The organism is Alteromonas sp. H02 (genome assembly GCF_059682525.1).
Genome location: NZ_CM185021.1, coordinates 5,152,811 through 5,166,877 on the forward strand (window position 1 = coordinate 5,152,811; position 14,067 = coordinate 5,166,877).

At 49.4% G+C, this 14,067-nt stretch carries 13 protein-coding genes; 2 read left to right on the top strand and 11 right to left on the bottom strand.

Annotation, left to right across the window (positions count from 1 at the left end; all coding sequences use genetic code 11):
* Positions 1–221 precede the first annotated feature (221 nt).
* Positions 222–1,070, top strand: a complete 849-nt coding sequence (locus tag AC566Q_RS23800; protein WP_499611957.1) for a hypothetical protein — start codon at positions 222–224, stop codon at positions 1,068–1,070.
* A gap of 381 nt (positions 1,071–1,451) precedes the next feature.
* Here AC566Q_RS23800 and AC566Q_RS23805 read toward each other — a convergent pair whose 3' ends face one another.
* From AC566Q_RS23805 to AC566Q_RS23835, 7 genes are all read right to left on the bottom strand, one after another.
* Positions 1,452–2,396 carry a transposase gene (locus AC566Q_RS23805; RefSeq protein ID WP_499611959.1) on the bottom strand — a complete coding sequence of 315 codons (945 nt, stop codon included), beginning with the start codon at positions 2,394–2,396 and terminating at the stop codon, positions 1,452–1,454.
* A gap of 175 nt (positions 2,397–2,571) precedes the next feature.
* A complete protein-coding gene (locus AC566Q_RS23810; RefSeq protein WP_499611961.1) occupies positions 2,572–3,762 on the bottom strand; it encodes an amino acid aminotransferase in 1,191 nt (396 codons plus the stop codon).
* A gap of 59 nt (positions 3,763–3,821) precedes the next feature.
* Entirely contained in the window at positions 3,822–4,442 is a 621-nt protein-coding gene (locus tag AC566Q_RS23815; RefSeq protein ID WP_499611962.1) for a YitT family protein, read from the bottom strand.
* A 121-nt stretch (positions 4,443–4,563) separates the two neighbouring features.
* Positions 4,564–5,019, bottom strand: a complete 456-nt coding sequence (locus AC566Q_RS23820) for an Lrp/AsnC family transcriptional regulator (protein ID WP_499611964.1) — start codon at positions 5,017–5,019, stop codon at positions 4,564–4,566.
* A 43-nt stretch (positions 5,020–5,062) separates the two neighbouring features.
* Positions 5,063–6,178 carry a hypothetical protein gene (locus AC566Q_RS23825; protein ID WP_499611966.1) on the bottom strand — a complete coding sequence of 372 codons (1,116 nt, stop codon included), beginning with the start codon at positions 6,176–6,178 and terminating at the stop codon, positions 5,063–5,065.
* A 60-nt stretch (positions 6,179–6,238) separates the two neighbouring features.
* Positions 6,239–6,883, bottom strand: coding sequence for a hypothetical protein (locus AC566Q_RS23830; RefSeq protein ID WP_499611968.1), 645 nt, complete (start codon positions 6,881–6,883; stop codon positions 6,239–6,241).
* Between the two features lie 135 nt (positions 6,884–7,018).
* Positions 7,019–8,197 carry a glycosyltransferase gene (locus AC566Q_RS23835; protein ID WP_499611969.1) on the bottom strand — a complete coding sequence of 393 codons (1,179 nt, stop codon included), beginning with the start codon at positions 8,195–8,197 and terminating at the stop codon, positions 7,019–7,021.
* Positions 8,198–8,281: 84 nt separating this feature from the next.
* Here AC566Q_RS23835 and AC566Q_RS23840 point away from each other — a divergent pair, with 84 nt between their 5' ends.
* Complete coding sequence (locus AC566Q_RS23840; protein WP_499611971.1) at positions 8,282–8,932, top strand: sulfotransferase family 2 domain-containing protein; 651 nt, start codon at positions 8,282–8,284, stop codon at positions 8,930–8,932.
* Between the two features lie 135 nt (positions 8,933–9,067).
* On the opposite strand, the gene AC566Q_RS23845 is transcribed toward AC566Q_RS23840, so the two are convergent.
* The 4 genes from AC566Q_RS23845 to AC566Q_RS23860 all read right to left on the bottom strand — a co-directional run bounded on the left by AC566Q_RS23845 (position 9,068) and on the right by AC566Q_RS23860 (position 13,917).
* Positions 9,068–11,773, bottom strand: coding sequence for a cation-translocating P-type ATPase (locus AC566Q_RS23845; protein WP_499611972.1), 2,706 nt, complete (start codon positions 11,771–11,773; stop codon positions 9,068–9,070).
* 190 nt (positions 11,774–11,963) lie between these two features.
* Complete coding sequence (locus AC566Q_RS23850) at positions 11,964–12,410, bottom strand: cupin domain-containing protein (protein ID WP_499611974.1); 447 nt, start codon at positions 12,408–12,410, stop codon at positions 11,964–11,966.
* 67 nt (positions 12,411–12,477) lie between these two features.
* The gene (locus tag AC566Q_RS23855; RefSeq protein ID WP_499611975.1) at positions 12,478–13,188 is read right to left on the bottom strand and encodes a hypothetical protein; all 711 of its coding nucleotides are present in this window, start codon (positions 13,186–13,188) and stop codon (positions 12,478–12,480) included.
* A 174-nt stretch (positions 13,189–13,362) separates the two neighbouring features.
* Positions 13,363–13,917 (bottom strand): recombinase family protein, encoded by a 555-nt coding sequence (locus AC566Q_RS23860; RefSeq protein ID WP_105933296.1) that lies wholly within the window; start codon positions 13,915–13,917, stop codon positions 13,363–13,365.
* Positions 13,918–14,067 lie beyond the last annotated feature (150 nt).

The following is a 14,067-nucleotide window of genomic DNA, read 5'->3' on the forward strand; positions in this document are numbered from 1 at the left end:
TGCCCGCGTGGCGGTGCATTTGCAATCGCGTCACATTCGCCAATTAGTAAAGACTTCTGGCACAAACCGGGGGATTATTGTTTAATTAACACTCAACACAAGGAATCGACGATCAGGAAGTCACAATGAAATATTTAATAATTGTATTCCCAGTACATTGACTCCCCCCCGCAAAAATATAGACTTTAGTTTCAATTAATTTAGAAGGATCTTATTTTTTGATGAAACGTTTATTCATTTTTGCTTTATTTTCTTTTTCTTTCTCAACAGCTTATGCTCAGAAATTTCCTGGCATACCACAAGCACCTACTTTCGAAGGAGTATTTGAACGTTGTGTCGCAAACTATTCCGGGACCGATTTAAGCTTCTGCGTTTCTTTCGGGTTTAAATATCAAACTGTAGAAACGTCTTTTGATACACCTAACGGCTACAAAATACAGTTCAAGTCAGACATTATAGAAAGTGGATCGGCAAGACTCAAAGTTGAACACTACGACATTAAAGCATTTTGTACTGGCTGCTCTACAATAAAGTCTGGTGTCGGCGCAGAGGTGCCCAATCTCGCTGCAGATTTCAGCGCCGGAGTTAGCAATGCACACTACGGACATACTTTTTATTCTAAGCTAACAAGGAATAATGGCAGCAGAACCAACAATCCGACAAGATCTAACAACGGCGCTGACTGGTCAGAGCAACTGAAAAATACGACGGACTCAATATCGAATATTTGGGACCTGGTAAGTGAATTATTTTCTGAAAATAACAGAGACGGAGGATTTGTCGAGCTCTATGGCCCTGATGGCGCTCCTGAACTGATCGTATGGGTTGACGAAGATGGAAAACATTATATTGTTGCAGAACTTAAGGATGATGATGGAGAAAACCTCATAGATGAAGACGGCAATCCCACAGATGGGAATGGTGTATCTTTCCGTGCCCAGTTTCCCTCCTCGGCGGGCTCTAATGATTTTATAGACTTTGTCCTACCTCTTCTGGAGAGAGAAATGGAGTGCACTATAGTATTTACCGGCGATAAAGAGAGAATGACAGCACAAGTCAGTTGTTATTAGTTATAGCAACTTTTCTGGTTTATCGCTTTAAGCATCACACACCTCAAGTCCATATCGACTTGAGGTCGCGAGCTTAGAGGCTTAGCTGGACAGGCACCTGCAGACGAACACCAGGCGGCTTTTTGACATAGACAGGCAGATCTTTTTTTAATATGGACAGGCATTAAAATAACTATCCCGAAATGAGAGCTTCAGCTCCGAGCATTAGGCAGTTGTATTGCGTTTTATATATTTCAGAGGGTGAAGTTAAAGCATTTGGTCTTTCAAATGCGGGGAAGGCTGTTGAATGTCCGCCAGTCAATCTTCGCTAATCGTCCGGCGATATGGAATGAAATGGTGTTGATGTAATAGTTACGTTTGACTTGACAGGTCAGGAAAACTCTAAGCGCAGCCTGCATATTTTCGGCGTTGCCTGATAAACTTCTCAAAGCTTATCGATGATTTAAAGGAAGTCTCAATGCCTGTTACCATCTCATTCCAATCACTTTGCGCGAGTCCAACCTGGTTCAGTATGGGTGAAGCTGAGTCATCGATTTTGCCTTGCTTGTTGGGCTGTAAATGGCGCCCTGACAGTTCAACCAGTTCAATGTAATCCTGCAACCGAAAAGGCAGGCCATCTGGCATTGTGTTACATGGGTTCCCTACAAACGGAAGTAATTGAGCAGGTTGTCGATTCGATTTGGCCGCATTGATGCGTTTTTGAATACTTGTGTGAGTAGATGATTCTGGCGTACTCGCCAAACAAGCGCGTACTGGGTTTAAGTCAACATATGCCATACAGGCCGCTAGAGAAACTTCATCTAAGAGCGCCTGTGACTTAAACCGCCCCTCCCAGAAATGACCAGTACAATCATCCTCTTTATTGGCCCTACGGGCGATATACTCGTTAAGCAACCGCATAAACCAACTGATATCGTACAGTCGCTTACGATAAATTTCAGCCAGACTATGTACCGTTTCAATTTCAGCTTCAGACAATGTGGTAGATTGAAAAGGGTCAATATAACGTTGCGACAACAACATGCCTTTGTAGAGTTGGTGCCACCTCCTGATGACGTCCCTCACGCTTAACGAATCAGCCTTTCGTTTGTTAATACGTAATACCACATGGGTGTGGTTACTCATTACCGCATAAGCGCACACATCAACACAAAACACTTTGGCCAAAAACAGTAATCTGTCTTCTACCCACTGCCGGCGATGCTCATAACTTTTGCCTGTTTGGTAATCTTTTCCACATAAATACGCCCGACGAACACAGCGGGATATGCAATGGTAGTAAGGGGTATCGGAGAGGTTGATGAGGCTTTTACGGGATCTGGGCACAATGTTTCACTAAAGCTGAAAAGTAGTGTGTTCATTGTGCCAGCACAAAGGCAAAATCCAACTGAACCTGAGTCTAGCAAGTGACTGTCTTTGTATAAAAATGTTAGTCGATTAACTTAAAAGCTGTAACCGCCTGTCCATGTTGAAACAAAAGGGTCACAGCCTCTTCATGTTGCTAGCAAACAGCAGCAAACGCCTTTGCGGTAGCGTCAATATTGCGGGTGTTTAAGCCCGCTACACACATACGGCCGCTGGCAATCAGATAAACTCCAAACTCGTCTTTCAGGCGTTTAATTTGCTCCGGGCTGAAGCCGGTGTAACTAAACATACCGACTTGCGCGGCCAGATAGCTGAAATCCACATCCGGGCGCAGCTCGCCAAGCTTGGCGACCAGTTGCTGACGCATGGTGTGCATGCGCTCGCGCATAGCTTCCAATTCGGTTTTCCACTCATCGGTGAGTGCATCGCTTGCCAGTACATGGTTAACCAGGCGCGCGCCGAACGATGGCGGCGTAGAGTAGTTAGTCCGGACGGTAAATTTAAGCTGCCCCTGAATGGTTTCGGCAGTTTCCGGTGATTCACACACCACACACAACGCCCCAACTCGCTCACTGTAAAGTGAGAAGATTTTCGAGAATGACTGCGCTAGCAGGAACGGCTGACCAGACTCCGCCATCAGTTTAATGGCCTGAGTATCTTCGTTTAAACCAAAACCGAAACCCTGATAAGCCATATCGAAAAAGGCCAGCAGGTTACGCTGTTTAATCACGTCCACAACCTGTTGCCACTGCTCGTTAGTTAAGTCGATGCCTGTTGGGTTATGGCAACACGGGTGCAGCAGTACAATGGCTTTTCCCGGCAGTTGATTTAAATCTTCCAGCATGCCGCTGAAATCAAGCATTTTGGTTTGCGGATTGTAGTAGCGATAGGTATTTACCTTCACGCCTGCGCCTTTGAAGATAGAGTGATGGTTTTCCCAGGTCGGGTCGCTCACCCAAAGCTCTGAGTCGGGGAAATAGCGCTTGAGTAAATCAGCACCCACTTTCAGCGCGCCTGAACCGCCCAGGCTTTGGGTTGACGCTAAGCGACCGTCCACCAGTGGTAGTGCATCACCAAAGGCCAGTGATTTTACTGCTACGCGGTATTCCGGTAAGCCGTCCATCGGCAGATAAACGGGCGATGCTAGCGGGTTGTCTGCCGCCCACACTTTGGCTTTATCAACACTGCTAAAGTTTGGCACGTTGCCGTCTTCATCAAAATAAAACCCGATGGTGAGATTCACTTTATCCTCACGGGGATCTTTCATGAATTGTTCAACCAGCGAGAAAATCGGGTCGCCGGCATAGGCATCAACATGTTCAAACATAATTATTCCTTAGAGTGACTGTCTCTTGGGAGCAGTTTTTTATTAATTTATTGGCCAGTTTAAGCTAAATAGCGGTCTTTACGGTGGTTAAATGCAATCAGAATATTCAGCACTACCGCGCCCAGTACAGAAGCGATTAGTGCCGGAATGCTCACTACAAAGAACGCCGCACACACCACCAGCACATCTACTCCCATTTGCAGGTAGCCGGCACGGAAGCCGGTTTTATCCTGAATGTAGAGCGCCAGAATGGTTACGCCGCCGAGGCTGGCTCCGTGGCGGAACAATACCACAAAGCCGGTGCCCATGAGCAGATTGCCGAACAGGGTTGAGTAAAATAAATCCAGCTCACCAAACTGAATAAACGCCGGGTGAATATGAGTAAACAGCGATACCAACGACACGGTAGCAAAGGTCTTAAGGGTAAAGACCATACCCATTTTCTTTAGCGCCAGTATATAAAACGGAATATTCACTAAAAAGAAGGCTACGCCAAAGGTCATAGGCGACAGGTAATCAATCAAAAAGGCCATTCCGGCGGTACTGCCGGTAAGCGCGCCAACCTCACGCAATAAAATAGCCCCGAACGAAACTAAAATGGTACCGGTGATCAGGGCCAGAACATCTTCTACCCAACTGTGCCGAATGGACTTCGGCTGACTAATTGCTGCTTCGCTCATTATCTTACCCACGGAATGACCAAAAATTAAACCGTGAGAAATATAGCACAATAAAATCATATTGTGCATAAATCTTACATTTTATGCTCAAGCCGTGCGATCTTGAGTTATTTTTGCGGCATTACAACCAAACACCATCCTCTTTAAGGCGCTCCAACACCACCGCTGTGCGGATATGCCCCACCGTTTTGTGTGCGGCGAGGTCGCTGATCAACGCCGATAAGTCACTCAGCTCAGCCACCGCCACTTTAAGAATAAAGTCGGCATTACCGGTAGTTTTATACATGTCCAGAATAGCCGGGATGTCTTTTACCAGCTCATAAAAAGCGGTAACGGCCTCGGGCGAAGCTTCAGCAAGAGTAATTTCCAGTACCGATGATATATCCAGATTCAGCGCGGCCGGTGAGATGCGAGCGCTGTAACCAATAATGTACTTTTGCTGCTCAAGGTGAATTCGGCGGCGGGAGATTTGCGAAGCAGACAGGCCCACCAGCTCGCCTAACTCCTGATTAGTCAGGCGGCCATTCTGGCGCAGGAGTTTTAGGATCTGTTTATCGTAATCATCAATATCATGCATGATGTGTGCAAATTTCCGTGCAGTATGAGTTTATTGTGCAAGCTTAGCGTGAATGGGCAATGAGATCATGCAATGATTCAATCGCCGGCAGTTGATGCTCCGGCTGATAGAATAACCGGTTAAGACGGCCGAGGAAATTTACCTTACGATTAGGATCCTGCGGTTTTACCCGGCGTTCACTGCTGGTTTGCAAAAACTCCTGGGGGCGCAAATTCAGCTCGCGAATTTCATCGGTGGTAATGCCCTGGCCATAAACCGTGCTCAGAATACGCTCCGTTTTACTTTCCATAATCGGCATAATGTCATCAGCGTAAAGTTCGCTGATGGGTTCGCCAATGGCTTCCAGCGAATGATTTATCGCCGCCCATAACTCATCGTGAGTATAGTGCGCATCGTCCGGCGCGTAGTAACCCATGACTTCCCACTCAAATTCGGCATTACTGGCCGCAATGGAACTATCCACCGTTGGCGAAAACGAAAGGTCCGGTCGTGCGCCGATGTTATAAGCATCTACCGACAGGCCAATACAAATCACCAGGTCACCCATTACCGCCGGCTTGCGGTAGAGCGCCTCAAAGGCCGCCCGTTTTACGCCCATCCAGCCGTAAATCATCGGCTTCTGCTGAGCAAAGTGGCGCACTTCATGGGGCAGATCTTCACCGTACTTTTCTACCAGTAGCGGCATAGGATCGGCCTCTAACTGGCTTTCCGGTACCCAGACTTCGTATTCCAGGCGATTATCGGCTTTACCACGGCTCTTAATACCATAAGAGAGGTTGACCGGGCGGCAGATACTGCGATCTTCATCCACCCGGTGAAAATACTCCGAGCGTAAACGTTTGATAAACGGAGCATCCAAACCGGCCAGTGCGGCAGTGGGATAACGGTAGCCGCAGTCACTATGCTCAACAATAGTTAACCCTGGCACCCGCTCGGTTAAGGCATGTTTCAATCCTTTAAACAGATGATAGTCAGGCAGAATGATGCTGCGCTCCGGTTCGATGGTAAATCGTTCGCCGGTTTCGCTGATAAACTTGGGGGTCTTACTGAATTCATAGTTGCCAAGGCCCAACTGCTCAATGGCAAGATCTCGCAAACGGGCAATTTCCAAAAACAGCGCTTCATGGTTGCGAATATGTTTTAACAGCGGTCGTTCCATCTACTCACATCGGGATTAATTAAAGCCTGTAAGCCAGTCTGCCAGAAATAGCACCAGAGGTTAAGCACTTAAGTAACGGCCGGAATTGACGCTGCACACACCGCAGCATTGCCATTCAGTAAGCAGCTCAATACAGCCGCTGATAGCCATATCCTGACGGCAGGGTTGGGTTAGCATTTTGATTCGGGTTTTAGGTAACCGGCACATCAGCTCAAGTGTTCTGCCGGTATCCGCCGATTCGGTGATCACACCTGAGGTGTAGCCATAAAGCAGTCGCATCAGCCCGGAGCGCAGGCGAGGTGTTACGCCGCTGTGCGATGTGCTCCAGTTGGTATTGTGTATTAACCCGGCAACGTTGCCGCGTAAGCCCGACAGCAGGTTAGCCATGGAGGCAGCCTGAATATATTGATCGTCCACCGCCAGAACAATTTCACCAGGATGGCTTTGCATATAGCGCTTTAATTCCGGCACCGCCAGCCACACACTGCTGGCTCGCAAGGTTTTGATGGTTAAATGCGGGTGTGCAGGTAAACGGCAGGACGAGTTATCTTTGTTGTTAAGCAGCAGTAATTCCACATGCACGCCACTCATCAACAGCCCTTCTATCAGCTGACTGGTGAGCTCAGCGTCTTCGCAGCCATCACATTCTGAATACGCCGCAAAAACAGCAAGGCGCTCCAGTGAATGTTCTACAGAAAAATACATGCTGCCCTCGATATTAGTGATATCAGCGTAAGGCAGAGTTAATCATATCCAAGCAAACATTTCATTAACATTTACATAACAAACAGCAAAATAATTACCATCCTGCCTGTATAACAGCTTCACAAAGGGCCAATTTTAGTTTGGCGTTCCCGTTTCCTGCCAGTACGACAGTTGCTCAATATAAGTATTCACAGCCACGTCTTGTTGAAACTGGCTCACCGCGTCCACTAATACCTGGCCCGCGATAGGTGACTGAATAGCAGCCTGCATTGCCTCGGCCAGGGCCTGAGTGTCATTGCAGGGGACTACTCGCCCCACCCGGCCGTTTTGCAGGGTTTGGGCAACATCCCCGACATCAGTTGCTACACAGGGGATCCCCATGGACAGGCACTCTGTTAGCACCGTTGGCGAGCCTTCGCAGTCGGACGACAATACAAACAGGTCGGCACGCTTCATTTCAGCGTAAGGGTTTTCAACAAAACCAAATAACGATACATGCTCGGAAATGCTCAGTTCAGCGCATAAGGCTTCAAGCTCACCGCGCTGCGGCCCCTCGCCGAAAATAACCAGCTTTAACGGTATTTGCTGTCTGAGTAAGTCAAACGCCCGAATAAGTAACGCAAAGTTTTTCTGTGAGGACAATCGCCCTGCCGCCACAACCACCGGGCACTCTTTATTGGTTAACCAGGGATGAACTGGCGATGCGGCCGATTTTTTAGCGATTGCCGGGGTGATAACAGGGTTAGGCAGTATTTTTATCCGCGTGTCGGGTAAGCCTGTAATGGTTTGTAACGCACTCGCGGCATCCTGCGATACCGCAATGACGCCGGTTAAGTAACGATATAAATGCCTCATCAATGCAAACCTGAATCTGACCATCAACCCGTTTCGGGATGCCAGCCCGGTAAGCATATTGGTGTGGATTTGCCCCACTACCCGGCCTCTGCAACGATTTATCCTATTGGCTAGCGATGCCGCCTGAACCGCGCGGTCTTTAATCGCAAAGAGCAGCCGGTTGGGATGCTTATTCAGATACCTGACCAGCTCCGGCACCGCCAGTATGGCACTGCTGGCATTGAGTTTAGTTACCGTAAGCTCCGGATGCTCTGGCAACTTATCGATGTGCGGACCGCGGGCTTTCAGCAGCAGAAGTTCGACCTCAATACCAGCATTAACCAGCCCCTGCACGAGATGATTAGTAATGACTTCAACGCCACCACTCCCCGAATACGACACCAGGACAGTCAGTTGCGTGAGTGACTGTCCATAAACTTCAAGTGACTGTCCTTGATTTGTATTTACCTGTGAATTCATAGCTACCGATGTGACTGTCCTTAATATGTCATATTGCTATCGTATTGTTTGAATGAAACATTTTTATGACTATCGACGATATCAATGCTGCTTTCCCACAAACATCAGTTTCTTTTTGTGCATATTGCAAAAACCGGTGGCACCAGTGTGCGTGATGCTCTGTCACACTTTCGCTGGGATGCCCGTTACGGTGTGCCGCAATTTATAGTAAATAAGCTAAGTCAACTCTGTGGGCATAAACTGGGTTGTCGCTTTCCACGCCACAGTAAAGTGATTGCCGCTAAAGAAATGTTGCCAGCGGAGTACTTTGCGGCGTTGTATAAATTTGCGTTTGTACGAAACCCTTGGGATTTGCAAGTGAGTTCCTATCACCACATCAAACGTGAACGACCCCATCTCGTAGCGGGCCTTGATAACTTTGACAGCTTTATGCGTTACAAGCTCGATCCTGAGCGCCCCTATCAGTATCACATCGATACTTCCATGCAGTTACAAACCGATTATCTGACCGATCTGCAAGGCAACCTGTGTATGGATTTCATCGCCAAGTACGAAAACCTGCAGGATGATTTCAATACAATCTGTGAGCAATTAAACCTGCCGACTAAGGCGCTGCCTCATAAGCGCAAGGCCACCGACAGACAGACTTACCACCAATACTATTCGGATGAGTTAGCCGAGTTGGTGGACAGGCACTTTCAAAAAGACATTAACCTGCTTGGCTACCACTATTAACGTTTTCATTGATTTAACGTACGCCTTATAACTTTTTCAACTTCCAGCTAAGTTAGTGAAATTGGTGGACAGGCATTTATATTTGGCAGCCTGAATGAGTGCCTGTCCACGCGGCGGCTCCTGTCCACGCGGCGGCTAACGTTTTCGCTGATAAAGCGTAAGCCTCACGACTTTTTCAATCTCGAGCACTATGAGTAATGCAAAGCCGGTAAGCACTATCACCAGATTATCAATTAGTGTAGGTGAATGCGTACCGAACACGGTTTGCAATACCGGAATGTAGGAAATGGCCAACTGGGCTACCACTACCACACCGACTGCTGACCACACCACTTTAGTGCCTCTTACCCCGGCTAAGGAGATTGAACGCAGGTTCATGGTGCGGACAAAGAACAAGTAGAAAATCTCCAGGCCCACCAACATGTTCATCGCCAGTGTCCGGGCATACTCCACATCATGCCCGGCTTTAATGGCGTACTGATAAATGCCAAATACCGCCAGGAAAAACAGTGTGCCAACCAGCATAATCTGCCACACCAACGCAGGCTGAATAAGTGCCTGTCCACGTGGTCGCGGTGTTTTTTTCATGGTCGCCGCGTCGGTGGGCTCAAAGGCCAGCGCCATGCCCAGCGTAACCGCCGTGATCATATTTACCCACAAAATCTGCACCGGCGTAATGGGATATGGCAAGCCCGCCAGCAGTGCAACAATGATGGTTAGCGCTTCACCCGCGTTAGTAGGCAGCGTCCAGCTCACCACTTTTTTGATGTTGGCATACACGGTACGGCCCTGCTCTACCGCCGCCGCTATGGAGGCAAAGTTATCATCGGCCAGCACCACTTCGGCGGCTTCTTTAGCCGCTTCGCTGCCTTTAAGGCCCATGGCCACACCGGCATCAGCGCGTTTAAGCGATGGTGCATCGTTCACGCCGTCACCGGTCATCGATACGGTGAGTCCCAGTGACTGCAGCGCCATCACCAGCCGCAATTTATGTTCTGGCGTAGTGCGGGCAAACACATCCGTATGCTGCACAGCCTCTTTAAGTTGTTCATCGCTGAGGGCATCAAGTTCCGTGCCGGTTAGCATCTTATCGGTATGCGTTAAACCCAGCTGTTTGCCAATCGCCTGGGCGGTCACCGCATGGTCGCCGGTAATCATCTTGACCTGAATTTTTGCATTCAGGCAGGTTTGCACTGCGCTGATGGCTTCCTGCCTGGGCGGATCGATAAGCCCTACCAACCCCAGCAAACACAGCGAATCCTGCAAATCCGATGCACTCAAAACGGTATGTTCTGCAGGCACACTACGAGAGGCCACAGCCAGCACACGTTGACCTTTTCGGGCCAGCGCCTCCGCTTTATCGAGCCACGCGGTTAAATCGATGGATTGTTCCTCGCCCTGCGCCGTTTGTTGTACTCGACATAACTTCAATACCACTTCCGGCGCGCCTTTCACCAGAATGATTCCGTGGCCGTTGTGGTCGTGATTGAGTGTGGCCATATACTGGGTGGTAGAGTCGAATGGCAGTACATCGGTGCGCCGCCAGCGCGCTTTAAAATCCTCGCCCTCATCAAAAGTGGCCTTACTGGCAAAGCTTACCAGCGCCGCCTCCATAGGATCGCCCTCGAAACTCCAGTTGTCATCACGATGGTGAATCTCAGCGTCGTTACACAGTGCGCATGCCCGGGCAACTTTCTGCAACAAGGGCTGCTCAGCGGTATGTATCGGTTTATCGTTAAATAACACGTCGCCAATGGGCGCATAACCTTCGCCATCCACATCGTAGTCGTTAGCGGCGGTTTGTACGCTGACCACCATCATTTCGTTGCGGGTAAACGTACCGGTTTTATCGGAGCAGATCACCGACACAGAACCAAGTGTTTCAATTGCCGGTAATACCCGTACGATTGCGCTGCGTTTGGCCATGGCCTGCACGCCAACGGCCAGGGTAATGGTAAGCACCGCGGGCAACCCTTCCGGAATGGCGGCAACAGACAAGCCCACCACTGCGAGGAAGAGCTCAGTAAACGGCTGATTGAGTACCAGAGTGCCAACCAGCAACAGGATAACCGCCACGGTCAGAATAAATCCGGTGATCCACTTAGCCAGCACGTCCATTTGCTCCACCAGCGGTGTGGTGAGCTTCTGCACATCGGATAGCATGCCGCCAATACGGCCAATTTCAGTATGAGCGCCGGTAGCCACCACTATCCCGGTTGCCTGTCCTGCCGTGACATTAGTACCGCTGAAGGCCATACACTGTCGGTCGCCCAGCGCCGCCGAGGCTTCCACTGCCTGAGTACCTTTTTCTACCGGTAGCGACTCCCCGGTAAGCAGACTCTCCTGAATCGCCAGGCTGTGGCTGCTTAGTAAACGTATGTCAGCCGGCACTTTATCTCCGGCTTCCAACAGGACCACATCACCGGGCACCAGCTCTTCACCCGCCACAGTGAGACGCTTACCATTGCGGATCACCGCCGCTTTTAAGGCCAGCATCTGGCGAATAGAGTCCATGGCTTTTTCGGCCTTGCCTTCCTGAACCACGCCGATCAGGGCGTTAACAATCACCACCGCAAAGATCACCGCGGTGTCTATCCAGTGTTGTAAAAATGCGGTCAGAATACCGGCCACCATTAACACGATAACCAGCAGATTGGCAAATTGCTTAAGGAATCGCGCCAGCGTGCTGGCCTGTGGCGCCTCAGGCAGCTTGTTTGGTCCACAGTTTGAGCGTCGCTGGCTAACCTGCTCCTGGCTCAGGCCGTCGCGGGTGGTTTCGAGTTGGGTAATCGCTTCGTCGGCGGTCAGCGCGTGCCATTTGGATTGCTGTACATCGGTCATGATTACTCCCGTACATGTAAGACAAAGGCAGTACAAAGCAGGGCCGTAATATTATGTGTTCAGCACCTGCATGCCATCTATAAGTATAGATACCGTACAAAGATTACGTGACGAAGACACTGATTTGCATCAAAGAGACGACTACCGGGACTGCTGACGTTCTGTTACAGCAGTCCCGGTTAAGGCTGGTTCAGATATGCAATGTTGCACCATGCTGAGAAAAAATCGAGCGCACTTTATCCAGTTCATCCGGTGAAGCCTGTTTGAGAAACGCACTCAGGGAGCGAAACAAATCCAGCGCCTGACTGCCAGGACCGATAAATTCGATCATCTTTACGCCCTCAGCACAAGACTGAAAGGCATGAACCTGATCCGCCGGAATGTAAACCATAGCCCCGGCGCCGCAGTGATAACCATCTTCGTTGAGCATAAAATCCACAGCGCCGCTTATCACATAAAAGGTTTCCGACCAGGGATGGCTGTGGGGCGGCGGACCAAAACCAGCGCCGGCACTCTCCTGTACGGTGACAGATTGTTCATCACCTTTGTGAGTATCACTCATCACATTGATCAGGCCGCCGAGCAACTCAATCGATTCAGGTGGCGCAGTTTCCTGCAAAACAATAGCCCTGTGCATGGCATTACCTCTTTTCACCCACTTGCGGCTTCGGGCCAGAAGCCCGCCGCAGATTGCCTTTACAGACTCATCTTACGGCTAATGGCATACCTGAAATGCCGGATTTGAGCCCATAGCGAAGGCGCCGGTACCCCATTGCAAAACACGCCAGCAGTAATAAAACGCTTACTGCCGGTGCATCCACCTGAGTTGCTACCGCCACCACTAATACCGGTAAAACGTCAATAAAGAACCCCGTATTATCAAACTGCACCAGTGGGCTGCTCATAATGGTTGCCACTTCAGCGCTGCTTAAATCCGTACCACCATTTAAAAACGCATCCATCAGGTTGTTACTGCCACTGTTGTGAGGCAGGCCGAGTTCATGGGCAAGTAACTCTGCGTTAAACAAGCTATCGGCATAGGCCGATTCAACCACAAAATCGTTGCCCGGCGTTTCGCCACAGCCAACGTAAAAAATGAAGTTATTACCGCACCAGGTAATATTATCGAGAAACCAGAAATTCACCGTTGTCGCTGAACCGTAATGGGCTGAGGTCAGCGCACTCCATTTAGCGGCGGAGTCGAGGGTGAGCAAGCCCGGGTCAACGTGCTCAATGGCGCTGCCCAGCCGGATATCAACCGGCGTATTTGCGAAGCTGGTCTGGGCATATATCGCATCCATACCGGCTTCATCAACCGTAATATAGGCAGCCTGCGTCACTCCGCTTAAAACAAACAGAAAAACAATGCTGTACAGCCGTAGTAATGGCGCTGAAGAATTGGCGTTTCGCAACATGTCCGGGTCCTTTAATAATCAACAGGATTTTTATATTCCAGACCGCTCAACAATAAAGTTCAGGAATAGATATGCTTTGCACTTCACAGTGGCTAAGTATAGTGAAGAATTTTAAAAACGAGATGGCTGAAAGAAAATAACCGGCTGAAAGCTTACCGACGGGTCTGCTTTCCGCTAGCCCTTGTGACGTTGGGCGGCAAGGTACTTGTACAGAGTAGATTCACCAATATTAAGCTGCCGGGCGACCTCTGTTTTCTTCATGCCTTTAGCAATCAGTTTATTGGCCTTGTTAATAATCGTTGCCGGCAATGCTTTACGGCCTTTGTACTTACCCTTAGCCCGGGCTTTGGCTATACCAATGGCCTGCCGGTCGGTCAGCAGGTCTTTATCTATTTGCGCGGCACTGGCAATCAACGCATAAATATTCGGTGCCGGGCCGGCTACCGACTCCAGATTATCAACAATCAGCATAATACCCTGTCGTTCAAGGTCAGCAGTAACCGCCGCAACCGCCCGAATGCTGCGCCCGAGCCTGGACACATCGTGAATAATCAGCCGATCCCCCCGCTTTAAGCGCTTTAACAGCCGGTTGAGTTTGGGCTTTGCGCCGGGATCGACATTAGGCTCGCGCACCACAATATCGTGAGGGTACTTGTTGATTAAGGACTGAGCCTGCTCGTCAACGTCCTGTTTTTCGGTACTGCTGCCAACGTATAAGTAGGTGGTCACGCGCTGATTCTGATTAGCCTGATAATGCTCAAAATGATAGTAAAATCAGCATTGAATACAAGCGTTAAAACATCCGACCTGACAATTAGCGGGTTTTCACCCTGCCTTGACCGTTGCCACGCTAAGGTTTGCGTAACATACTAGAGCAAC